Genomic DNA, 22,956 nt, shown 5'->3' on the forward strand with positions numbered 1-22,956 from the left:
TAAACTCTGAAAGAAATGGAAAGCTGGTCTTCGCACTGGCACAACGACCGCAGAGGAAAGGAACGCCGCATATGAAACTTGCCAGCCTCAAACAGGGACGCGACGGCCAGCTGGTCGTCGTCTCGAAAGACCTCACCCGCTATGCCGAAGCAACGCATATCGCGCCGACGCTGCAGGCCGCGCTCGATGACTGGGACCTTGTGGCGCCGAAACTGGCTGCCCTCGCAATTGATGTCGAAGTCGGTTCGGTCCCGACCAAGCGCTTCCATGAGCATGATTGCGAATCGCCGCTGCCACGCGCCTATCAGTGGGCCGACGGGTCTGCCTACATCAACCATGTGGAGCTCGTTAGAAAAGCGCGCGGCGCAGAAGTGCCGGAAAGCTTCTATTCCGACCCGCTCATGTATCAGGGTGGCTCTGACAGCTTCCTCGGCCCGCGCGATAATATTCCGCTCGGCGACAAGGCCTGGGGCCTCGATTTTGAGGCAGAGGTTTGCGTCGTGACCGGCGACGTTCCGATGGGTATCGACGCAAAGTCGGCGCTCGATCAGGTCAAGCTCATCATGATCTGTAATGATGTCAGCCTGCGCGGCCTCATCTCGAATGAGCTCGCCAAGGGGTTCGGCTTCTTCCAGTCCAAACCGTCCAGCGCATTCGCACCTGTTGCCGTGACGCCTGATGAGCTTGGCGACGCCTGGAAGGATGGCAAGCTCCACCTGCCAATGCTGTCGACCTATAATGGCAAGCCGTTCGGCAAGCCTGAATGCGATGTCGACATGACATTCGACTTTGGCACGCTGGTCGCTCACGCAGCGAAGACCCGTCCGCTCTGCGCCGGCACGATCATCGGGTCCGGCACGATCTCTAACCGCGACCCCGATGGCGGCGCGGGCAAGCCGGTCGCCGATGGCGGCCTTGGCTATTCCTGTATCGCCGAGATCCGCATGATCGAGACGATCCGGGACGGCAAGCCTGCGACAAGCTTCATGGATGTTGGCGACAACATCCGCATCGAAGTGAAGGACAGGGCCGGGCACACCGTCTTCGGCGCAATCGAGCAGGATGTGGTGAAGGCATGAGTGAGCTGAAACTCTATGACTATTGGCGCTCATCCGCAGCTTACAGGCTGCGGATTGCGCTGAACCTCAAAGGCCTCGACTACACCTCCCAGTCGGTGAACATCGCCCCGGGCGCGGACGAGCAGTTTCAGGATGGCTATCGCGCTCTCAACCCGCAGATGCGCGTGCCGACGCTGGAAGTCGATGGCCGCCGTTCGGGCCAGTCCATGGCCATTCTGGAGTGGCTGGATGAAACCTATCCAGAGCCATCATTCTTCCCGGCTGACACCTGGGCCCGCCTTCAGGTGCGCGCCTTCGCCGACATCATCGCCTGCGACATCCACCCCATCAACAACCTGTCAGTGCTGATCAAGCTTCGCAAAGAGCTGGGGCAGGACGATGCGGGCGTTGGTGAGTGGTACCGCGACTGGATAATTCGTGGCTTCACAGCACTGGAGGAAATGGCTGAACCTCACAAGGCCAATGCCTTCCTGTTCAGCGATCAGCCAACGCTGGCTGATATCTGTCTCGTGCCGCAAATGGCGAATGCGCGCCGCTACGATACCGACCTCAGCCAGTTCCCGCGTCTGGTCCAAGTCGATGCAGCCTGCCAGAAGTTTGAGGCTTTCGCGAAAGCCGCGCCGGACATGGTGAAACCTGACTAGGGAGCAGACGTTCTAGTTCGCCTGCTCGCGCTTCAGGGCATAACCATCAGCCGTGCGATCCAGGACGAATGGAATGTCCGGATGGCTGACGGGTGTGTCGCTGTCATCGATCAGAAGATTGCCCTCTGAGACATAGGCCACGTAATGCGTCTTATCGTTCTCTGCGAAGAGGTGATAATAGGGCTGGTCCTTGGACGGGCGCAGATGCTCCGGGATGGCTTCGTACCATTCTTCGGAATTGGCGAAAACCGGATCGACGTCGAAGATCACACCGCGAAATCCGAACATGCGATGTTTTACAACCTCACCGATCTGGAATTTCGCCTGTCTGCGGTCGATGGCGAAAGGCTGGTGGCCGTCTTCGCCATAGGATTCGTCTGTCTGTGATGCTTCGGTCATGGGATCCACATGTGCGACCTGAGCTTCGTGTTCCGGCTCAACTGGCTTACGGGCGCTGAACAAAGCGGCAAGTCGCGAGAATATGCTGGGTCGTTGGCTCATCACTGTTCAATGTGATATTGACGCTACTAACCGACAAGATTTGGGCCTCACATGGCTGAAAAAAAATCGCGCGGCGGGCAAAGGCGTAACCGCCGGCCCGCGCGCAACGACCGGCGGCCACCGCTTTATGCGGCGGTGGACCTCGGCACCAACAATTGCAGGCTGCTGGTCGCTGCGCCGACGCGCAAGGGCTTCAACGTGGTCGATTCCCACTCGCAGATCGCCCGTCTGGGCGAGGGGCTCGAGCAATCGGGCCGTCTATCTGAAGTTGCAATGGATCGGGCCTTTGACGCCCTCGGCGCCATCTCGAAAAAGCTGAAAGCAAAGCGCGTAGGGCATGTACGCTGTATCGCGACCGAAGCCTGCCGCAAGGCAGAGAATGGCGCTGATTTCATCAAGGAAATCCGCGAACGAACGGGCCTCACCTTTAAGATTATCGGCCCACAGGAAGAAGCGCGCCTCGCCCTGATCGGCTGTCATAACCTCATCGATGAGGACGCAAAATCTGTCCTCGTTCTCGACATAGGCGGCGGATCGACTGAGCTTTCACTGGTCGACGCTGCCGTGGCACGCGATAGCGGTCTGGACGGCATGCTGAAAAAGCCGCCCATCAAGGCGTGGACCAGCGTGCCGCTTGGCGTGGTCACCCTGACAGAGGCGTTTGCTCATCTCGAAACAGAGGAAGAGGCCTATCCGGCCATGCTGGAACGGGCAAGATCCTATGTCGAAAAATGGGCCGAGAAGCACGATATTCGCAAAATGCTCGCCGATGAGACATCTCACATCATCGGCACGTCGGGCACGGTCACTTGCGTCGCCGGGGTCCATTTCGGGCTGGAGAAATACCGCCGCGACCTCGTAGACGGGCAGTGGATGGATCATGATGGCTGCTATTCCACCATGGATGCACTCATCACAGCCGGCCCCGAAGGCCGGGCCAACTTCCCGACCATTGGTCATGACCGGGCAGGGCTCATGCTGGCAGGCTGCGCTCTGATGGATGCGGTCTGGTCGCTGGCTCCACATGCGCGTATGCGGGTGGCTGACAGGGGGCTTCGCGAAGGCCTCCTCCTGTCGATGATGAAGGGGCCGAAACGCAAGCGCTCCCGGGGTGGACGCAAGCGCAGATTACAACAGAATAGCGGCAACAAGGCTGCGGCGGAGGCAAAGTCATGAGCGATGACGAAAAGCGGCGCTGGAAAGGCCCGCCTAAGGAAAAGCAACAGACATCCGGTCGCCGCATGACCGAGCGCAAGATCATTGCCCACAACGCCAAGGATGAAAGCTCCAAACGCTGGATCGAACGCCAGCTATCGGACCCGTACGTCCAGCGCGCGAAGAAGGACAATTACCGCGCGCGCGCAGCCTACAAGTTGCTGGAAATCGACGAGAAAGCAAACATCCTGCGCGGCGCAAAGCGCGTCGTCGACCTTGGTTGCGCGCCGGGTGGCTGGATTCAGGTCTGCCTGCGTAGCGGCGTGAAAGAGATTGTCGGCATCGACCTTCTGGCTGTCGATCCCATCCCAGGGGCGCACATCATCCAGGGCGACATCAATGAAGGCGAGGATGTCGAGAAGATGATGGAAGGGCTGTCCGGCCCGCCAGATCTCGTCCTCTCCGACATGGCAGCGAACACGACCGGTCATAAGCAGACAGACAGCCTGCGCACAGCCGCGCTCGCTGAAATGGCGCTCTGGTTCGCCAGTGAGCATCTGACCCCGGGCGGCAATTTCTGCAGCAAGGTTTTCCAGGGCGGGGCGACGCCTGACATGCTGAATGACCTCAAGCGCATGTTCAAAACCGTCAAACACATCAAGCCGCCTGCGAGCCGGGCCGGCTCGCCAGAGCTGTTTGTCGTTGCGCTCGGATATCGCGGACGCTCATGAGCCAGCCGCCGCGGATCCTCGTGCATCGCACGCCGGGAGAGGTCCGTGCTGCGGCGTTCGATAGCGCAGGCAAGCCGTTCCGCCTCTTTGTTGAGCGCTGGGGCGGCGGAGCAGGTGGCCTGCGCCTAGGTGATGTGGTCGAAGCCCGCCTCCGTCGCCGCGCGCCAGAGCAGGGCGGGGCGTTCTTTGAAGCCTCTTCTGGCGAAGAAATCTTCGTGCGTACGAACGATACCGGCAAGCGGACCGAAGGCGCGAGCGCACCGGTCGAAATCGTCATGGAAGCGCGCCGTGACAAGCTCGCCCGCGGCAAACCCAGAAAGTCGCTGCCCACCGAAACCGTCTCCGCAATCGATCGCTGGCGTGCCTTTATCTCTGAGGCTGCGACGGTCGACACCGCCGAGACTACATCTGACTTTGACCAGATCGACAGCGCCTTCGACGAAGCGCTCGCCAGCTGGTGCCCGCTGCCCGGCGGCGGCAATCTCGGGATCGAGCGCACCCGCGCGCTGACCGCCATCGACATCGACACCGCAGGGCGCATCTCAAAGGGCAGCGCCGGCGCGCGCGCTTTCAGCGTGAACCGCGAAGCTGTGCAGGAAGCAGCACGCCAGCTCTCTCTCCGCAACCTTGGCGGCCTCGTCGTGCTCGATTGCGTCGGCCCCATCACGCAATCGACAGCCGACAAGCTGCGCGCCGGTCTGCAGGAAAGCTTCGCCGCCTGTTCAAGCCGTCAGATCGAGGCGCTCAAACCCTCGCCATTCGGCCTGCTTCAGGCTCAGCTTGCCTGGACACATGCGCCCGTCGAAGATTGGCTGCTGGACGCTCAGGGACGACAGACGCCAGAGACTGAACTCCTCGCTCTCTTCAGGGCTGCCGCACGCGAAACGGCTGCCAATCGCACCGGCTTCTACAGGCTCACCCTGTCGGCGCACGCCCTGCAGGCCTATATAGCGCGGCGAAAGAAATGCGATGACCTGCTGCGAGAGGCCTTTTCGGGCCGGGTGAAGATCGCCAGCGGCAAGGGCGAGAAATCCGTGGTGAGAAAAGAATGAGCAAGTCGATCTGTCCGATCTGCGAAAGCCGGTCAGCCGATCCAAAATTCCGGCCCTTTTGTTCCAAACGTTGCGCCGATGTGGATCTGTCGCGCTGGCTAAAGGGTGGGTATGCCATTCCTGGGCGCCCCTCTGACCAGGCAGAAGAGACACCAAGCTACAAGGAAGAGCGCGACGAGTAGCGGGCAAGCGTTTTTGGTGGCAGGATACCGCTTGCCTGAAAAACGAAAGTGGCTAAGCCATGCGCACCTACCTTCTTTCCGCCAGCTTCATCCTTCTTGCTGCCTGCGCTGTGCCGGGCGAAACCACGCCTGACGACGGCCATGCCGGCACAAACTATGAGCGCATCACTTTCGAAGGCGAAGTCGCCACCCCGGCTGAACGCGCGCGCTGCGAAGCTGCAGGTGGCACGGTCCAGCGGGCCGGCATGCTTGGCTGGGAAAATTGCATCCAAACTTTCGCGGACGGCGGTGAGGCCTGCTCTGACAGCTCCGACTGTATGGGTGAGTGCCGCAATACCGGCGAGTTTGCTGAAGCGGGCACGCCTGCAACCGGCCAGTGCACCGTGAATGACAATGTCTTCGGTTGCTACCAGACGATCGAAAACGGGCGCGCAGGCGGCGCGCTCTGCGTCGACTGAGCGGCTCAGGTCGGCCGTGTCCGCATGGCGCCGGGCCTTTCCTCATGAGTAAGGGTCCCTGCACTCGACCATGGCTGAATAAGAATGTCGGCGGCGTGAGGGAGCTTGGCCATGTAAGCCAGCTTGTCGGCCGCTCCCATCAAGCTTGAAAAGCTGACATTGTCGGGCATCGGTCCTGCGATCGCGCCGATATTGGCCTGCACAGAAAAGCTGTTGCCTGCATAGCTGACTGGCTGGCTGACAAGTTCGCTGACGTCTGAAAGCAGCTTGTCAACTTTGTCCCGGCTAATCCCGGCGCGGACGAGAATGATGAATTCATCTCCACCAATCCGAAAGAAATCGGACTGTTTGGGCAGGACGGCTGAGATACGGCGGCTGATCTCTTTCAGGAGGTGGTCGCCAGCTGCATGTCCGTAAGTGTCATTCACCGCCTTGAACTTGCGAAGGTCCATCAGGGCGAGCGCGCTCAGGTCGAGATGACCACTATCAAAGCGCCTCGCGCTTTCGGTCATCGCTCGTCTGTTGGGCAGGCCAGTCAGAATATCGGTTCGGGCCGCGCGAGCCTCCCCGCGATATTTGAAGGCGAGTACGCCATTGAATCTGAGCGCCGTCAGAAAAAGACCTATGGCGACCAGGTGATGGTTAATTGACAGGTAGGGGGTAAGATCAAGGAGACGGCCATAGATCCAGACCGTTGCCAGAATGGTCGGACACCAGCCAATCAGGAGCCCTGTCGCTTGCCCCTGGCGCTGATAGGCAAGAGCGGCCAGCAAGCCAAGAATGATGAGCGGGGCAGCGATAAACGCAAAGAGGAAAGCCAGCGACGCGAAGGCATGGCCAAGAAGCGGCGCGAGCAGTGTTGGCAAGGCGGCATATTGCAGAATTCGAAATGTGCCACTGATCCGCGGCGTCGCGACCGGCTTGATATTGGCGCGCAGGAAAACGACCGCGTTCCAGAGCAGGACGGCTTGCGACGTCAGGAGTAGATGACGTGTGTCGAGGACGACGCCTCGAAAAAGGCTTCCCAGCAAACCACTGGAAATGAGGACGTAGAAAGCCGCACTGATTGCAAAACCAATAAAAGCGGCCGTGTCTGACCGATCCAGTACCCTGCCGAGCGCCGCTGTCTGGAATGCGAGCGCCAGAAACAGAGCGATTAGCGAAACACTGATGGTTCCGAACACGGCCACTTCGCCGATAATCCGGCGTGGGCTTCCGATCTCATATGGAAGGATCAGAAAGTCTGGATGGGTAATACGGACATAATAGTCGCTGGCAGGCACGTCACTCGAAGGCGGCAGCGCCCAGACTGGATATTGCAAGGGCAGGGGCGTGACGCTCGTGACGTCCGTGCGCCCGTTTGGGGCCTGTCGGACTGCGTGCAATTCGACGTCCTTGAGATAAGGGTATTTTAGTTGAAGCCATTGCGGCGTCTCACAATGCCCCCCCGCCGAATGCCTTAGTCTTAGCCAGAGAGTCCCGGTTGCGCTTCGGCCTTCGTACAGGCCGCTATTGCGCTCTTGGAGCGGTACAAAGCTGTCAGTATGATCGCTAAGGTCTGAAATGCTGAGAGAAGGCTGCGTGTCCTCGAATACGCTCGCCTCATATTTACAATCTTGCGCGCCAGCTGCCGCGAAATTCGCAGACACGATCAGTATCAAGATAAAAATAACTGAGCGCATCTCACCGTCCCTCAGCCATAGCGGTATCAATTCTAAATTGCGGCCCCGTTAAGAGAATACGCGAATTAAGCGGATCCGGCTTGCCTCGACGTGTCGACGGCCAGAATGCAGACAACCCTTGAGATGCGAATGAATTGCATTTACGTCGTGTCCTCAAAATGTTCAGGGACTCCGCCAAATGATGAAAAGACATGGATCAATGCTCGCCGTCGGCGTTTCGCTATTGGCGCTAGCGCCCGCAGCTATGGCGCAAGACGCTGCGTCCGATGAGGCGCGGCTCAAGCCAGTTATTGTGACGGGCGAAGCTTCTCAGGTTGAACTTCTTGAGGAATTCGAAGGTGGGCAGGTCGCCCGGGGTGGCCGCGCTGGCCTCTTGGGGAATCTTGATTTTCTTGACGCGCCATTTTCTGGAACTGCCTACACGTCCGATCTTGTGACCGCGCAGCAGGCAGAAAGCGTTGGCGATGTGCTTCAGAACGATCCCGTCGTTCGTATCGCCAAGGGGTTTGGCAACTTTCAGGAAGTCTACGTCATCCGCGGCTTTCCGGTCTATTCAGACGACGTCACCCTCAACGGTGTGTACGGCATCCTGCCGCGTCAGTTTGTGGCAGCTGAGTTGCTTGAGCGTGTGGAAGTCTTTCGTGGCGCGAACGCCTTCATCAATGGTGCAGCCCCAGGTGGCAGCGGTGTCGGCGGCACAATCAATCTCGTGCCAAAGCGCGCGCCAGACGAAGGCATTCGCCGCCTGACCGTGGGCTACGAGAATTCTGGCCAGGCCTATGGTGCAGTAGATCTCGGCAAGCGCTTTGGCCCCATCGGTGAGTGGGGCGTGCGTGTGAACGGAGTGTTGCGCGATGGCGAAACCTCAATCGATGGCCAGGACCGCTCGCTCGGCGTTGCCTCCATCGGTACCGACTATGACGGCGAGCGGTTCCGCTTCTCAGCTGATTTCGGTTATCACGATAACCGCATCGACGCGCCTCGCCCGCAGGTGACCCCGCTCGGCGCTATCCCCGAAGCGCCTGACGCTGACAGCAACTACGCCCAGCCATGGACCTACACCGACGAAGAGCAGCTATTCGGCGTTGTTCGCGGCGAATTCGACATGACCGACAACATCACGCTCTGGCTTGGTGGTGGCGCCCGTAATGGTGAAGAAGCCAATGTTCTCTCCAATCCAAGGGCTTCTGCTGATGGTTCGCTGACGGCGTACCGTTTTGACAATACGCGAGAGGACGATGTCGTTTCTTTCGACACAGGTCTGCGCGCCGAATTCAATACGGGCCCTATAGGTCACCGTGTTGTGCTGTCGGCCTCCAGCATTTCTTCTGAATCAAGGAATGCGTACGCGTTCTCGAATTTTGCGGGCTTCGCGAGCGATCTGTATAATCCAGTTTTCGTCGCTCCACCAGCGCCTGACTTCTTCACGGGCGGCGATCTCGATGACCCGCTCGTTACCGAGGAAGTGGACAATCAATCATTCGCGATTGCAGACACTCTATCACTCTTTGATGATCGCCTGCTGGCGACGATCGGTCTCCGCCAGCAAAAGATCGAAACGGCGACATTCAACTACAATACGGGCGCACGCCTTTCTGGCTATAACGATGAGAAGGTGACGCCAGCCTTCGGTCTCGTCTGGAAAGCTAGCCCGAACCTCTCGCTGTATGGCAACTATGCCGAGAGCCTTCAGCCCGGACAGATTGCGCCATCTACAAGCGGGGGCACCCCCATCTTCAATGCAGGCGAAGTGCTTGAGCCCTTTACGGGCGAGCAGGTTGAAGTCGGCGCAAAGTATGATGCCGGTAGTTACGGTGCGACTGTATCCGTGTTCCAGCTCACCCGTCCGAATGCGATTGTTGCCAATCAGCGCTTCACCGCATCCGGTGAGCAGGTAAATTCCGGCCTTGAGTTCAGCATTTTTGGCGAACCTGTCGAAGGCTTGCGTGTCATTGGCGGTGCAACATTCATCGATGCAGAACTGTCTCGCACTCAGGACGGCGTGAATGAGGGCAATGCGCCAATCGGCGTGCCGGAAATCCAGGCGAACCTGAATGCTGAATGGGACGTCGCCGCGCTGCCGGGCCTCACGCTCGATGGCCGCGTCGTCAATACGGGCGATCAATATGTGAACACGGCAAATACGGTGGAGCTCGATGGGTGGACGCGTCTCGATCTCGGCGCGCGCTACACCACGGACTTTGCCGCCCGGCCAGTGACGCTCCGTGCACGGATCGAGAATATGACCGATGAAGCCTATTGGGCGTCTACGGGCGGCTTCCCAGGGGCAAATTATCTCATCCTCGGCAATCCGCGCACGCTTATGCTGTCAGCTTCGGTGGACTTCTAGGCATCAGAGGACAGGGCATGGGTAAGCAGACGATCAAGGCATGGAGCTGGGTCCACAAGTGGACAAGCCTTCTGTGTACCCTGTTCCTGCTCATGCTCTGTCTTACCGGCATGCCGCTCATCTTCCATGATGAGATTGATAGCGCGCTGAACCCGGATAGCTGGACACCGGCCAATCCAGCGGCAGAACACCTGACGCTCGACGAAATCCTCGACACAGCGCTGGAGACCCGCCCGGGTGAAGTGCCAATCTTCATGAGCTTTGACATCGATCGGCCGGTCGTAAACGTCACAAGTGGGCCAAGTGCTGACGCACCCGGTAGTGCCATGCACTTTGCCTCCTTTGACCTTACCAGCGGCGATCTCGTGCCGCCTGCCGACAAGGGCGAAAGCGTGATGGAGTTCATTCTCCAGCTTCATACGGACATGTTTCTCGGTCTGCCGGGCATGCTCTTTCTCGGATTTATGGGGACACTGTTTGCACTTTCCGTCGTATCCGGTGTGGTCCTCTATGCTCCCTTCATGCGCAAGCTGGAGTTCGGCACCCTTCGGCGGCACCAGTCGAAGCGGCTGAAATGGCTCGACTATCATAACTTCCTCGGCATCGTTGCGGTCGCATGGCTGCTCGTCGTGGGGCTGACCGGCGTCATCAACACGCTTGAAGAGCCGATAATCGAGACGTGGAAATCGCAGGAACTGGCCGATCTCATCGCTTCGAATGAAGGTGTGTCCGCTTCAGCCTCCCGGGCCTCGCTCGATGCTGCTGTGAACGCCGCGATCGAGGAAGCGCCGGAGATGGAGCTCCAGTTCGTGGCTTTCCCGGGTAGCGGTTTTTCAACGAAGGCGCATTACGCCGTTTTCCTGCACGGTAGGACCCCTGTCAGCGAGCATGTCATCGCACCGGTCCTTATCCATGCCGGAACGGGTGAGGTCGCCGGACTTCGCGAAATGCCCTGGTATGCGAAGGCGCTATCGCTTTCGAGGCCGCTCCACTTCGGTGATTATGGCGGTCTTCTGCTCAAGCTGGTCTGGGCCGTGCTGGACCTTCTGACCATCTTCCTGCTCGTAACCGGCGTTTATCTCTGGCTCGCGCGGGGCAATCGCCGGATGCGGGTTGAGAGACAGCTTGATGATATTATAGGCGTACAAGCATGAGCGCTGGAAATCCCCGGACAAGGCTATCCTCGAGGCGTCTCGTAGCGATTTTCATGATGCCAGCATTGATCTTCGTGATCAGCCTTGCCGGCCTGGTCGCTGCACTTCTCGTGGAAGGCACCGCGGACCTCTTTTTTGCAATTGCGGCGGGGGCCGGGTTGCTCGCCGCGGCGGCAATTATATTCCGCAAATAGCCGGCAGGCGGGCTCTAGCTGTTAGGATGCGAGCTTTACTTTCGCCGGGCGCGGCGTGACGAGCGTCGGACGACCAACCCAGAACCCCTGGATCTGGTCTGCGCCGAATATCTTCATCTGGAGCGCCATCTCTTCCGAGCTGACGCCTTCGACGCAGGATACCAGTCCAAGCTCATGTGACAGCCTCAGCGCGCCGCGCAGGATGGCCGTTTGCGTTGAGTCACCGTCACGGCTGGCGGCGTGGACCAGGCTCTGGTCGATCTTGATCATGTCGAGCGGCAGGCGGCTCAACAACGAAAGGGAGGAATAGCCAGTCCCGAAATCGTCCAGCGCGATCTTCATACCAGCGCGCCTTGCCTGTTCAAGGGCTTCGGCATTCGCCGAAACGTTTCGAAGCGCAACGTTCTCGGTGATTTCAAGTGTAAGCTCGCCCGGAGCAAATCCATGCCGGTCGATGATGCGGCGAAGCTTTGGAACGAAGTTGCGCGTCTGTAGCTGGCCCGGCGATATGTTGACGGAAACCGCGCGGATATCAGAGGGCCAATGCTTCATCGCCTGGTCCAGTGTGGTCCAGAGCAACTCGTTCATCAGGCCGAGCTTTTCGGCGACAGGGATGAACTCGCCTGGCGTTGGTTGGCGGCCGCCGGAACTGGATGTCCAGCGGGCAAGCAACTCATGGCAGACGATCTCCTTGGTGCGCGCGTCAGCGATCGGCTGGAGGGCCGGGCGGATCTGGCCGTCTGCGAGCGCCGGCGGGAAGGAGATGGCGAGCCGCGAAGTCGAAACAGCTTCCGCGTCGGTGGCGGCTGTATAGCGACCGAACCCGCCGCCGGCCGCCTTGACCCGCCGCATCGCCGTATCGGCGCGGCTGAGGCAGGCTTGCGTATCGGTTTCAGTGCGGTCCGTCGCGGCGTAGCCGAGGGAGACGCCGACGTGAATGAGGCGATCCTGCCAGCTTACATCATGGATCAGCGAGGCGTGGATCTCGGCGATGGCCTTGTCAGTTTCGGCGGCAGAAAGGCTCGGGTCGATAATCGCAGCGAATTCATCGCCGCCGGGCCGGGCCGCTGAGATCACCGCTTCATGATGTTCCAGCCGGGCCGCGATTGCTTTCAGGACGGCGTCGCCGGCGGCGTGGCCGAACTGGTCATTGAGTGGTTTGAATCCGTTGAGATCGATAAAGGCGAGCGTCAGCGCCGGATATTCCTCGGCCGTCCTTTCGAGCGCTTCGATGAAGGCCCGGCGATTGAGGAGGCCAGTCAGCGGATCGGTGGTCGCGAGCCGGTTTTTCTCAATGATAACAGCGACCAGCCGCTCATCCGTCTTCTGCCGGGAGATCTGGACCAGAGCCAGCAGTACAATAAGAAGCGCGCAGAAACAGGCCATCGTGGCGGTCAGGATCTGCTGCTGGAGCAGTGTTTCGGCGCCAAAGGGGACAACTTCGATATAGAGCGGCGTCACCAGCCAGATCATCACGCCGTGCAGGGGCGCGAGGGAAAACTGGAGGCGGTAGTCGAGGCCGATGGCGATGAAGACCGGGATGAAGATTGGATAGAGCAGCGTATCGACCGCGATATCGCCCATCCGGAACTCGGTATAGGTAAAGGCCCAATAGGCGAGGAAGAGGAAGGTCAGCCCGCCATTCAGGACGAGGCGTGTCCTGTAATCGCGGTGCGCCGAGAGCGCGATCGCCGACAGGATGACGATATAAGTCCCTGCTTCCATGTAGGATTCTGCATTGACGCCGCCGGTAATGACCGACACGAAAAACGCCGCGCCGACGAGAAGAAGCCCCACCAGACCCACGCGCAGCGCGATCCTGCGGAAGCGCTCATGCAGCTCCGCCAGGCCCGGTATGCGTTCGGGTCGTTTCCTGTCCATCCATGGTTCATGGCATGAAGCGGTAAACTATGCGTAATCAGATAGAAGATTTCGGAGGCGCGCCGGTAAGAGCGGGTTAAGCGCGCCCCGGCCCGTCACCCCGTATCATACCAGCCGACAAGCGCCCGCGCGACGCGTTCGGGCAGGGTGGCGGCGATGAGAGAGATCTCTTCACCGGCGCGCTTCAGATTGAGCGGCGTGAGGCAGAGCGGGCGCGGGGCACCGGCGGCGCGAAGGCGCGCGAGCGTGAAGGCCATGCGCCGGGCGGCGCGTTCGGGGCGGCGCAGTACACCCATGATGGTGCAGTAGCGGTGTACCAGCGGTGTTTTTGAGCGGAAGGAGCCCGGAGGCCCCGAATGCTCGACCGACAGGAGGGCAAACACGTCAGACCCTGGTGGGGTGCGCTCTCTCAAACGGGGGAGGAGGGGGAAGCTTCGCCTGCGGGGGTGTTTGGGGTGTGAGGGTGCGGAGGGAGGTTGAGAGGGAGCGGTGTTGCTGCACGAGGTCCCCGCCTTCGCGGGGATGATCGGTGTATTGATTGACGCCGCCATCAGGATGAGGAGGCGGCGCAGCAATGTCTCGATCAGGATGAGGCGGGCGCGCAGCTGCGCATAGAGCCGCCGGCCCAGCCCGCCCTCGCCAGAGGACAGACCCGCGACGAAGCCCAGATCGGCCATCTCTTCGCGCAAAGCCCGAAGGCCCGCCGCCACAAAGCTGGATGTATCCCGCATGGTCGGGAGAATAGGGCGGGGCGCTATACGGTGGGAAAGTGTGGTTGATTTCGCAATGTGCGGACAGAGAATCTGCGTCAGCAGCCCCACTAACGGCCAATGCGCCCCCACCGACAGCCCGTTCGGCTGCTATAAAGGTTTAAGGATGATGTGGCCGATGGGTTTATTAGTGTGAATTAGAAGTGGTCGTCAGGAGCATTCAAAGGCTTACCCTTTAAGTTCGAGATGACCGCTACGAGGAGACATTGTCGAAATTGAAACAACTAACTCCGGCTATAGGTGATGAAACCTGTGTGTTCGGCACTACGAATGCCGCGCTTTGACGGGCTCGTGTGACCGCTACGTATTGCTTGGCCACCGATTTTCCAGCGTCGCCTAGTTTGCCCGTGCGTAGGTACTTTTTCAGGGGGCCATGCGGATAGATCAGCACGCGGTTGAAGGTCATGCCTTTACACTGCCCAAAGTTGTAAACTGGCGCTCCGTTAATCACAGTCCGTTTGTCATATCGGAGCAATTGAGGTCGGTATCTGGAAATATAGTGACCGACGTCTTTTTCTTGAACAATGAAAATTCCGTCGTGATCAGTCTGATGAGTATTCCGGGAAATAGTTGGCTCTGCGTCGGGGAAGAATAGATCGGCAAAATCACAGATTGGTTGGACGCAGCGATAACTATGGTTGTGGATTGTGATGGAAGCACCATACGTTTTTTCCCAGCATGTGAGCTTGGAAATGATATTGGTCCCGCTATGCTGCTTGTTTCGGGCTGATTGATTTGTTTTGTAGGTGGCTTGCCGATGATCGCCAACGAGAACGATCTCTATCGATGACCCTAGAAGCAATTCGATGAAATCTAAGTCGTAAGCCGCCAAATCTTGAACTTCGTCAATGTAGATGCGGTCAAAAATCTGTTCGGCACGTTTTAGCGAAGCGCCTTTTGTTTTGTTGATTATTGTACACGCCATCTCCGAAATTTTATCAGAGTAAACTTTGCCAGCGCCGTCGGTGTTGTACTGAATGGTTTTATGCTTCGAGACGCGTTTTGCAGATCGACCAGCTACGAAGTTAAGACCTGAAATACGTTTTTCGATCATCACCCGCTGGTAAGGACGAATGAAATGTCTGAGCAAGAACGTGAACCATGTAATCGGCTTCACATGCTCAGGCACATAACCGCCAATCTCGTAGCATTTCGCGCGTAGTTCGCTTTCAGCTTTCGTTGTAAAAGTAACGAGCGCGGATCGACTTTCTTTCTTATCCAGTGCTTCGGATACGATAGTAGTCGTTTTGCCAGAACCGGCAGCTGCCAAAATGATGCGATTATTGGACGGCATCAGCAATGTAAGTTGGTAGTGTTAAAGCTTGCTCTGTTTCAAAGAGAGCTAACGCTGCATCTGCCTTGTTTGAAATGAGATATTTGAGAATTTGTTGTTTATTCTCGAAGTTACGTTTAAGTGCAGCGTTGAAAATTTCGATATCATTTATGTCGACCAATTGCGGCTCAAGCGTTCGTAGTTTTTCATTTTCGCTAAAGCAAATTCTAATGGTGGGGTTTCCATTATATTCTGAATACTTATTCTTTAATGCTTCTACATTGCCATCGTTATCTGTCACGACTGACACAGCCAGCTGTAGCTTGGCGGCGATTTCCAAGAAGCGTTTGAACGCTAGAGAACGTACGCTGATGATTTCAACTCCATCTGCCAGCGCAGATTTTCCGTGACTCTGCCGATATGCTTTTTGAACAATTAGCTCATCCGATGGACCCTCAACCAAGATCGACTTTTTGGCGAGCACCATTCGCAGAGTGTCGTGCCCCGGCAGCTTCATGAAGTAATCTCGCGTACTTTCACTCAGATTGTTTAACCTTAGGCCTGTCCTTCCGTTGAACATGATGGCTGCATCAATTCCAAGCTTGTTGAGGACAAAGCTTGAATGCGTCGTGAGTATGAGTTGTTTGTGGTTGGATCGGTCAGAAATGTATTCGATCAGTCTGCACAAGTTGCCGTGAGATTGGTGCGTCTCAGGCTCTTCGATGAGCAGCAAGTCACACGCGTCATTTGCGGCAAGTGCCAATTTTATTTTGATTGCGGTTTGCTCACCTTTCCCGACTAAGCCCAAAGGTATGTCATCAAGGTGCGGAGTTACATTTCTTTCCCAGCTAGTTTTTGCCGAGAGGTCCAATGCGACCGAAAGCGATCTATCACTGATCTCGCCCTTGTGTTCTAAGAGCTGGTCGTTGATGCTTCTAACGCTATCGTCTTCTTGGAAGACCTCTCTGAGGTGTCGAAAAGAAAGCGCTAAGTCGGCTTTTTGCTTTCGGTTCAGAAAGTCGCGGGCCAAATCCAAAACGTATCGGTTGGCTGCGTAGGCGTTTGTCAGTGAGCTCGGATCAATGAGCGCCGGACGGAGCGGTTTAGATCGGGTGCTTACCGGATCATGGGCGAAATTGAACCAATCGATTTTGAAGTACTCTACCGGAATCGTGGACACACGATCTTTATGTTCAATGTACGCTGCATACTCTTCAGAGAAATGTTCCTCATCGAGTCCGATCGAAATTTTGAGTCCAGGGCAGTCCAAATTCAAAGAATTATTTGTGCCTTTAGCCTCGGCTAGGTCAGGTGAATCATTAAAGTAGATCTCAATCAATATCTTCGGAGGAGCGGGTTTCAATCCTTTCCGCAACGCTGCTACGTAGTCGTCGATTGCTTGTTTGTTGAAGAGATAAGGATGGAGTTCATAAGATGCATCTCTGCGCCTAATCTGACCAGTCAAACAAAGGTTGATAGCTTCGAGGACACTGGACTTTCCAGTTTCATTGTCTCCTATCAGAATGTTCAGGCCGTCACTAAATTGCAGGTCCGTTTTTCTTAGGCATCGGTAATTTTCAATGATCACGCGGCTGATGGTCATCAAGTTCTCCTGCATCTCTCGCGCTATAGTAGACTGATGCTCAGTCGCTTAACCAGTGGCCGGAATAAAATGTGCATATTTCCATCTTGGAACTTCAGCGTATTTTTGGGTTGATCAGCACGCATTTCGTTTAATTCGATGAGCGAAGTGCAGACGCTTTCAAAGCACCGGAGATTTGCTTTCGCAAATTTAAGGCTGACGGGTGCGGGGCACGCGGCCTGTTGTAAAGGACCGCCCCGCTACAGCCCTTCAAACGCAGGCGCTCGTTTCTCGGCGAAACTCGCGACGCCTTCCTCCAGGTCAAAGCTGGCGAAGCTGTTTTCCGTTTCGATGTCGGCAAGAGCGAGGTACCGGGCGAAGGTCTGTGCGTAGGTTTCGCGAATTTGACGCTTCATGATGGTGAGCGAGCGGGGCGAGACATGTGTCGCCAAGTGCCCGGCGAGCCCTGCAACATGGGTCATCAGCTGTGCCCCCAACCGGTTTCTACCTCCCACTCTTGCCGCCGCACCCCACTTCAGCCAAGCTTCCTCTCAAAACAGCGCCTGCCCATGAAGGCCGGCGCATGATCAGGAGGAAAGCCAATGACCATCGAGAATTATGCGGAGCTGGATGCCACGGCGCTGGCGGGGATGGTGCGCTCTGGTGAGGTGAGCGCTCTGGAGGTTCTGGAAGAGGCGATTGCCCGCGCGGAAGCGTATAATCCGAAGCTCAATGCGATCACCTACAAGGCCTTTGACGAGGCGCGGGCGGCGGCGTCTGGCGGCAGGCTGGCGGACGGGCCGTTCCGGGGGGTGCCTTTCCTTATCAAGGATATTGCGAGCCCGGTGAAGGGCTGGCCGCAGACGAGCGGGTCTCGTTTTCTGGGCGATGATATCGCGCCCGAGGATGGCGCGCTGACGCGGCGCTTTCGCGAGGCGGGGCTGAACCTGTTCGGCAAGACCAATACGCCGGAGTTTGGCATCACCGGCACGACGGAGGGCGCGTTTCACGGGCCCTGCCGCAACCCGTGGAACACGGACTATATCACCGGCGGATCGTCTGGCGGGGCGGCGGCGAGCGTGGCGGCGGGCGTGTTGCCCATGGCGCATGCGAGTGACGGGCTCGGCTCTATCCGCATTCCGGCGGCGTGCTGTGGCCTGTTTGGCATGAAGACGACGCGCGATCGCAACCCGAACTCGTCCTATGATGATGCGGCGGCGATTGGCATGACGGTGGAGCATGTCGTTTCTCGCAGTGTGCGAGATAGCGCGGCGCTGCTCGATGCGACGGGGTATCCGGAGCCCGGGGCGCCCTTTGCCTATCCGGGCAAGGAAAGACCGTATGCAGAGGAAGTGGGCGCGCCTGTCGGGAGGCTGCGAGTGGCGTTCCACTCCGAGACGCCGAGCGGGCGGCCAGTGGCGCCTGAGATCCGCGCGGCGCTGGAGGAGACGGCAAAGCTGCTCGAGGCGCTCGGCCATGATGTGGAGGAGCGGGGGCTGGGCGTTGATTACCGGCGGCTCTACCTCGCGCAGCGGGCTGTGTCCGGCAGCAACTTTGCGGCGACGGTGGACGGGCTGATCGAGGCGAAGGGGCGCGAGCCTGAGGCCGATGAGATGGAGGCGCTGACCTGGCGCAACTATCGCGGCTCAAAAGGGTTGACGGGATCGCAGGCGATGGCGGGCTGGGCGACCCTGCGCCGTATGAGCCGGGAGATCCTGTCGCTGCATGAGACGTATGACGTGATCCTGTCGCCTGTGCTGGCGGAGGGGGTGCCGAAGATCGGCGAGGTTGACCCGGTGAACATGGCGCCGCGCGATGTCGACAAGCGCCAGGCCGAGGTGTTCCCGTTCACGCCGCCGCAGAACTTTACCGGTCAGCCGGCCATGTCGGTGCCGATGGGCCTCGATGGCAATGGCCTGCCGGTGGGGATGATGTTTGCCGGGCGCTATGGCGATGAAGGGACGCTGTTCCGGCTGGCGGCGCAGCTGGAAGAGGCGCGGCCCTGGCAGGCGGTGCGGCCTCCGATCTGGGGGTAGGGCGCTTTCGGGGTCGGGACGATTGCTGGGCAAGCGGGGCAGGGCGCTGTGCTGCCTTAAGGTTGAGAAAAACCTGTGGACAGCTTCAATAGAATCATTCTGGCTTAACGTAGCGCGCGGGAGGCCAGCATGGACGATTTCAGAAGTTTCGAGTCTGGTCTCGACGATAATCTTTTCCGGCCCAACGCGCAGCTGAAGGTTGCCGTCATCGAGGACGATCCGGTGGATGCGTTCCTGATGAAGATCCTGGTCAAGGAGATTGGCGGCTGGCTGGGTGAGGTGGAGTGCTTTGCCAGCGTCGATGCGCTTCTGGCGGTCGAGGCGCCGGCGTTTGACGTCATCGTGCTGGACCGGATGCTGGGCGATGGCAGCCTCTCGGAGGGGCGTATCAGGGAGCTGCGCGCGGCTTGTCCGCAGGCGGGGCTCGTGATGCATACGAGCGCGCTGACGCCGTCCCTGCGCGCCTGCGCCATTCAGGAAGGCGCCTTTGCCGTCATGGAAAAGGGCTCGCTGGAACCCGAGGAAGTGTGGCTGCTGCTGCAGGCGGCGGCGGTGCTGGGCCCGAAGCTGGCAAGGCCGCTTAGTTAAGGCGGGGCAGCTCTGCGGTCTTGGTCCAGAAGTCGATGATTGCGCGGCCAACTTCGAGATAGTTCGCCTGTGAGGACGGCTTCACGATATAGGCGTTGGCGCCTTCCATATAGGCGCTGCGGATATCCTGCTCATCCATGGAGGTGGAGTAGGCAACGACCGGGATGCAGCAATATTTCGGCGTGCCGCGGATGAGGTCAACCAGCTGGTGGCCGTCGATCCCGGGCATCTTGATGTCTGTGACGACCAGATCGGGCAGGCCATCCTTGGAAAAGGAGTCGAGCGCCTCGATCCCGCCATCGGCGATCCGGATATTGATGGAATCGCTGGACTTGCGCAGCGCGGAGCTGATCAGCCGCTGATCGATCGGATCATCATCTACCACAAGTACACTTAGCTCACGAGCCATGGGTCAATACTCCTGCCACGGGAAACTCCAGGATGAATCTTGTGCCCGATTTGAAAGAAGAATCAATAGAAACATCGCCCCCATGCGCAGTCATGATTCGCGAAACGATCGCGAGACCAAGGCCGGTCCCCTCGCCGGACTTGCCGGTTTCAAGGCGCGCAAAGGGTTCGAATATGCGTTTGTGCTGACCCTCGGGCACCCCGATGCCATTGTCGCTGAAGTAGATTTTCCGGCGCTGGTTTGGCACGTCGAGCTCTGCGTGAAGGTCGATGTTCACGCTGTCGCCCTTGCGGAAGCTACAGGCGTTTCGAAGAAGGTTCGACAGGACATATTCGACCAGCCGTTCCGAGCCGTTGATCTGTGGCATCGGCGCGACGGTAATGGTCGCATTGGCCTCGGCGATGAGGTCTTCATGCGCACGTTGAACGCGGTCCATCACGACATTGATGTCGACAGGCAGGCGCTCCACCGACCGGCTTTCGAGCTTGGAGAGCATGTGCAGGTCGGAGACCATCTTCTCCATCTTGTTGAGGCTGACGGTGATGTGGTCCAGCGCAAATGCGCCATCATCTGAAAGCTCGACGCCCGCTTCGCGTACTTCGCCCAGCAACATGTCCATCAGGGCGCGCGTCTGGCGGAGCGGACTTCGAAGGTCATGGGCGGCAATGGAGGCGAACTGACTGGACGCTTCAGACAGTTTCTCGAGCCTGGCAGATTGCTCCTTGAGCTCGGTGATGTCGGCCGCAACAACGAGCAGTGTCCGGCTGCCGTCCTCGAAACGCATCGGGATCTTGTCTGTCTTGACCCAACCTGTCGGCCGGTCCTTCGGTGCATAGGCCTCGACGATGCCAAGCTCTGGCACGCCGCTGTCGATCACCTTGAGGTCATCCTCGTGATACTTGGCGGCCATGTCGGGGAAGAGGTCGTAGGTATCGGCGCCCTTGAGGTCTTCTGCGTTCATCCCAAGGTTCTCGGCTGCGAGTTTGTTCGCGCGCAAGATGACGTTCTTGTCGTCCTTGTAGAACACCTGGAGCGGCATCGCATCGAAGATGAATTGCAGCTCCTCTTCAGAGGTCTGTTTGTCGCGTAAGGCCTGTTCCAGTCGCTGACGGCTCTCCCGCTCAGATGCTTCAAGTGAGATCTGGTCGCTGATATCGCTATTGAGGACGAGCAGACGGAACGGCAATCCAGCTTCATCGAGAATGATCATTCCGCGTGTACGGATGTACAGCCAGTCTCCATTCGGCATCCGGTAACGGACAATCTGGTCAATTCCGACATCCGGATCCTGAATGGCTTTTTCGATCGCTTCATAGAAATTCTGGCGGTCTTCGGAATGAACCCGGTTATGCCAGTCCCTGGCCTCCTTCGAGCTGGCGTCGATGCCGAGCATCTCCCAGAATTTCGGGCCGACGAACTGGCGTGAGAAGTCTTTGAGGTCCCAATAGAACACACCGTCAAAGCAGTGTTGCAGCACGAGGTCGACCGCGCGAGAGTCATTTGCGAGCAAATGGAACAGCTCTGTGCGCAACTCTTCGGGACCCGTAAATTCCGGCGTCATGGCTTGCTTGGGCATTGCGGTCTCCCGAGAATCTCTTATCGCCCTAGCGAAATTCGCCTGATCCGCAAATGTTGCGACTGCGCCTGGGTTTCTCGCGATGATAACCTGCCTGGCTGACGCGCTCTTCCTTTCGTGCCTAAACCACCCATGCTATCCTTCTCTCATGTCTTATGACGTGAATGATGGCGATCTGGTGCTGTGCGTGAACGCTGCGCCGAACCATGTGACAGGCGACCCCGTGCCGTTGGTCGAAGGGGAAACCTATCGCATCTGGGGTGTGTGGGAGTTCATGTGCCCATGCGGGCGATCCGACGCGCTGATAGATGTGGGCGTCGGCTTTGCCTGGTGTCAGTCCCGCTTCCGCCTTCTGCCGAAGCCAAAATCCCGCAAAACAGTCGAGCGGAAGGTGAGCGTGCCGAAGCCGCTGGAGCCAGTAGAGTAAGTGTTTCCAGCGAAGTTGAGAGTGGCGCAGCTAAGCTGCGCCACTCGTCCTTTCAAGCTTTTTGCTTTCTGTACTCTACCATCCAATGCGGCCTTGCAGCTTGCCCGCTGAGTGCCCGTTGCTGTGCGCGGCAACGACGCCGAAGGTCACATTTTGATTAGCGCGCACCGAGATTGCAGTGCCGAAGCCGATATTGTCGTCGTATCCACCAATGGCCGCAGCGACCGACATCGACTCGCCTTTTTCAAGATAGAGGTCCGGCATAGATGAGACCGCCGCCAGACCGCCCTCGACTTCCTTGATGCGCCGTGTCGAGGCGCGCACCGAGTCATTGAGCAGGACATACTGGCTTTCCAGTGAATTGATCCTCAGCGAGTTGGCATCAATTGAGGCAGCGTTCAGTTGAATCGCGTCTTCATTCTGGTTGATCGAAGCCGTGTTCATATTGATCGCGCCGACAATGGTGCGTTGAGAGGCGACGGGGCCCGTTTCAGCACGCGGTTGCGCCGCGCTAGGGCCCGAACGTATCGCGTTTCCAGTTCCACCAACCTGTACGGTGTAAGACTGGGCCGACGTCGATACCGCTGCGCTCCTCGCGGTTTCGGACTCGTCGAAGACATCGAGATCATCCACATCACCAAGTGTGCTCTGGATGATTGTGACTTCGTTCACGATCGTCGTGACGGTCTCAACCATTTCCGGGTCTGAGCCAGGTGGGCCGGGAGGCCCGGGAGGGCCTGCCGGCCCTGCGGGACCGGCTGGACCCTGCTCACCTTGCGCGCCGTCGGCGCCTGCCGGACCTGCGGGGCCTTGCGGACCGGCTTCGCCGTCCTCGCCATCCTTGCCGTCTGCGCCGTCAGTGCCCGTAGCACCTGCGGGGCCTTGCGGACCGGCAACACCATCAGCGCCCGCTGGCCCCTGCGGACCTGCCTTGCCTTGAGCACCTGGCACGCCGTCCGATCCGGCGGGACCCTGAGGACCTGCGGGACCTGCAGCGCCTGTGGTGCCCGCAGGACCTGCGGGTCCTGTTGCCCCGGCGTTGCCCTGCGGCCCGGCCGGCCCCGGCGGGCCATCTGAACCGGCTGCACCTTGTGCCCCAGCGGGACCCTGCGGGCCGGGCGAACCGTCTGCACCTTGCGGTCCTTGAGGTCCCGGCACGCCCTGAGGCCCGACCGGTCCCGGCGCTCCATCAGCCCCGTCCGCGCCTGCAGGGCCTTGCGGGCCAGGTACAC

Annotated in this window: 23 protein-coding genes; 13 read left to right on the forward strand and 10 right to left on the reverse strand. The window is 58.7% G+C overall.

The genetic code is table 11. The annotated features are described in order from the left end of the window. The first annotated feature begins 71 nt into the window (after positions 1–71). The gene (locus O4G74_RS12075) at positions 72–1,079 is read left to right on the forward strand and encodes a fumarylacetoacetate hydrolase family protein (RefSeq protein ID WP_269402861.1); all 1,008 of its coding nucleotides are present in this window, start codon (positions 72–74) and stop codon (positions 1,077–1,079) included. Further along, positions 1,076–1,723 carry a maleylacetoacetate isomerase gene (gene maiA, locus O4G74_RS12080; protein ID WP_269402862.1) on the forward strand — a complete coding sequence of 216 codons (648 nt, stop codon included), beginning with the start codon at positions 1,076–1,078 and terminating at the stop codon, positions 1,721–1,723. Before O4G74_RS12075 ends, maiA begins: the two co-directional genes overlap by 4 nt. A 12-nt stretch (positions 1,724–1,735) precedes the next feature. Here the strand turns inward: maiA and hspQ are convergent, their stop codons facing one another. Beyond that, the gene (hspQ, locus tag O4G74_RS12085; protein ID WP_419715402.1) at positions 1,736–2,062 is read right to left on the reverse strand and encodes a heat shock protein HspQ; all 327 of its coding nucleotides are present in this window, start codon (positions 2,060–2,062) and stop codon (positions 1,736–1,738) included. A 213-nt stretch (positions 2,063–2,275) separates the two neighbouring features. Between hspQ and O4G74_RS12090 the strand changes: the two genes are divergently transcribed. The 5 genes from O4G74_RS12090 to O4G74_RS12110 are packed head-to-tail and all read left to right on the forward strand — an operon-like array spanning position 2,276 to position 5,802. Further along, the gene (locus O4G74_RS12090; protein ID WP_269402864.1) at positions 2,276–3,400 is read left to right on the forward strand and encodes a Ppx/GppA phosphatase family protein; all 1,125 of its coding nucleotides are present in this window, start codon (positions 2,276–2,278) and stop codon (positions 3,398–3,400) included. Continuing rightward, a complete protein-coding gene (locus O4G74_RS12095) occupies positions 3,397–4,110 on the forward strand; it encodes an RlmE family RNA methyltransferase (protein ID WP_269402865.1) in 714 nt (237 codons plus the stop codon). Before O4G74_RS12090 ends, O4G74_RS12095 begins: the two co-directional genes overlap by 4 nt. Further along, complete coding sequence (locus O4G74_RS12100) at positions 4,107–5,162, forward strand: ribonuclease E/G (RefSeq protein ID WP_269402866.1); 1,056 nt, start codon at positions 4,107–4,109, stop codon at positions 5,160–5,162. Before O4G74_RS12095 ends, O4G74_RS12100 begins: the two co-directional genes overlap by 4 nt. Beyond that, positions 5,159–5,344: a DNA gyrase inhibitor YacG gene (locus O4G74_RS12105; RefSeq protein WP_119380229.1), complete on the forward strand. Its 186-nt coding sequence runs from the start codon at positions 5,159–5,161 to the stop codon at positions 5,342–5,344. Before O4G74_RS12100 ends, O4G74_RS12105 begins: the two co-directional genes overlap by 4 nt. Before the next feature lie 59 nt (positions 5,345–5,403). Then, a complete protein-coding gene (locus O4G74_RS12110; protein WP_269402867.1) occupies positions 5,404–5,802 on the forward strand; it encodes a hypothetical protein in 399 nt (132 codons plus the stop codon). A 5-nt stretch (positions 5,803–5,807) separates the two neighbouring features. On the opposite strand, the gene O4G74_RS12115 is transcribed toward O4G74_RS12110, so the two are convergent. Then, on the reverse strand, positions 5,808–7,484 hold the full coding sequence (locus tag O4G74_RS12115; protein ID WP_269402868.1) for a diguanylate cyclase domain-containing protein: 1,677 nt from the start codon (positions 7,482–7,484) through the stop codon (positions 5,808–5,810). A 178-nt stretch (positions 7,485–7,662) separates the two neighbouring features. On the opposite strand from O4G74_RS12115, the gene O4G74_RS12120 reads away from it, so the two are divergent. From O4G74_RS12120 to O4G74_RS12130, 3 genes are read left to right on the forward strand one after another with little or no spacing between them, the layout of a single operon-like run. Next, a complete protein-coding gene (locus O4G74_RS12120; RefSeq protein WP_269402869.1) occupies positions 7,663–9,834 on the forward strand; it encodes a TonB-dependent receptor in 2,172 nt (723 codons plus the stop codon). 17 nt (positions 9,835–9,851) lie between these two features. Continuing rightward, positions 9,852–10,988, forward strand: a complete 1,137-nt coding sequence (locus O4G74_RS12125) for a PepSY-associated TM helix domain-containing protein (RefSeq protein WP_269402870.1) — start codon at positions 9,852–9,854, stop codon at positions 10,986–10,988. Beyond that, positions 10,985–11,182 (forward strand): hypothetical protein, encoded by a 198-nt coding sequence (locus O4G74_RS12130; protein WP_269402871.1) that lies wholly within the window; start codon positions 10,985–10,987, stop codon positions 11,180–11,182. Before O4G74_RS12125 ends, O4G74_RS12130 begins: the two co-directional genes overlap by 4 nt. Before the next feature lie 21 nt (positions 11,183–11,203). Here O4G74_RS12130 and O4G74_RS12135 read toward each other — a convergent pair whose 3' ends face one another. The 5 genes from O4G74_RS12135 to O4G74_RS12155 all read right to left on the reverse strand — a co-directional run bounded on the left by O4G74_RS12135 (position 11,204) and on the right by O4G74_RS12155 (position 17,104). After that, positions 11,204–13,063, reverse strand: a complete 1,860-nt coding sequence (locus O4G74_RS12135; RefSeq protein WP_269402872.1) for a putative bifunctional diguanylate cyclase/phosphodiesterase — start codon at positions 13,061–13,063, stop codon at positions 11,204–11,206. Positions 13,064–13,158: 95 nt separating this feature from the next. After that, positions 13,159–13,794 carry a hypothetical protein gene (locus O4G74_RS12140; protein WP_269402873.1) on the reverse strand — a complete coding sequence of 212 codons (636 nt, stop codon included), beginning with the start codon at positions 13,792–13,794 and terminating at the stop codon, positions 13,159–13,161. Positions 13,795–14,026: 232 nt separating this feature from the next. Beyond that, positions 14,027–15,127: a UvrD-helicase domain-containing protein gene (locus O4G74_RS12145; RefSeq protein ID WP_269402874.1), complete on the reverse strand. Its 1,101-nt coding sequence runs from the start codon at positions 15,125–15,127 to the stop codon at positions 14,027–14,029. Next, the gene (locus tag O4G74_RS12150) at positions 15,114–16,709 is read right to left on the reverse strand and encodes an ATP-dependent nuclease (protein ID WP_269402875.1); all 1,596 of its coding nucleotides are present in this window, start codon (positions 16,707–16,709) and stop codon (positions 15,114–15,116) included. The genes O4G74_RS12145 and O4G74_RS12150 overlap by 14 nt, the downstream gene beginning before the upstream one ends. A 239-nt stretch (positions 16,710–16,948) precedes the next feature. Then, a complete protein-coding gene (locus O4G74_RS12155; protein WP_269402876.1) occupies positions 16,949–17,104 on the reverse strand; it encodes a hypothetical protein in 156 nt (51 codons plus the stop codon). Positions 17,105–17,290: 186 nt separating this feature from the next. Between O4G74_RS12155 and O4G74_RS12160 the strand changes: the two genes are divergently transcribed. Next, positions 17,291–18,724, forward strand: coding sequence for an amidase (locus tag O4G74_RS12160; protein WP_269402877.1), 1,434 nt, complete (start codon positions 17,291–17,293; stop codon positions 18,722–18,724). Between the two features lie 129 nt (positions 18,725–18,853). Continuing rightward, positions 18,854–19,312 (forward strand): response regulator, encoded by a 459-nt coding sequence (locus O4G74_RS12165; RefSeq protein WP_269402878.1) that lies wholly within the window; start codon positions 18,854–18,856, stop codon positions 19,310–19,312. Here O4G74_RS12165 and O4G74_RS12170 read toward each other — a convergent pair. Both O4G74_RS12170 and O4G74_RS12175 read right to left on the reverse strand, forming a co-directional pair. Beyond that, positions 19,305–19,721, reverse strand: a complete 417-nt coding sequence (locus tag O4G74_RS12170) for a response regulator (RefSeq protein ID WP_269402879.1) — start codon at positions 19,719–19,721, stop codon at positions 19,305–19,307. The genes O4G74_RS12165 and O4G74_RS12170 overlap by 8 nt on opposite strands. Then, positions 19,711–21,297 (reverse strand): sensor histidine kinase, encoded by a 1,587-nt coding sequence (locus O4G74_RS12175; protein ID WP_269402880.1) that lies wholly within the window; start codon positions 21,295–21,297, stop codon positions 19,711–19,713. The genes O4G74_RS12170 and O4G74_RS12175 overlap by 11 nt, the downstream gene beginning before the upstream one ends. A 148-nt stretch (positions 21,298–21,445) precedes the next feature. Here O4G74_RS12175 and O4G74_RS12180 point away from each other — a divergent pair, with 148 nt between their 5' ends. Continuing rightward, on the forward strand, positions 21,446–21,724 hold the full coding sequence (locus tag O4G74_RS12180; protein ID WP_269402881.1) for a hypothetical protein: 279 nt from the start codon (positions 21,446–21,448) through the stop codon (positions 21,722–21,724). A gap of 75 nt (positions 21,725–21,799) precedes the next feature. On the opposite strand, the gene O4G74_RS12185 is transcribed toward O4G74_RS12180, so the two are convergent. Next, positions 21,800–22,675, reverse strand: coding sequence for a hypothetical protein (locus O4G74_RS12185; RefSeq protein ID WP_269402882.1), 876 nt, complete (start codon positions 22,673–22,675; stop codon positions 21,800–21,802). Between the last annotated feature and the right edge of the window lie 281 nt (positions 22,676–22,956).

Origin of the sequence: Henriciella marina (assembly GCF_027213945.1) — a bacterium.
GTDB lineage: Bacteria > Pseudomonadota > Alphaproteobacteria > Caulobacterales > Hyphomonadaceae > Henriciella > Henriciella marina_A.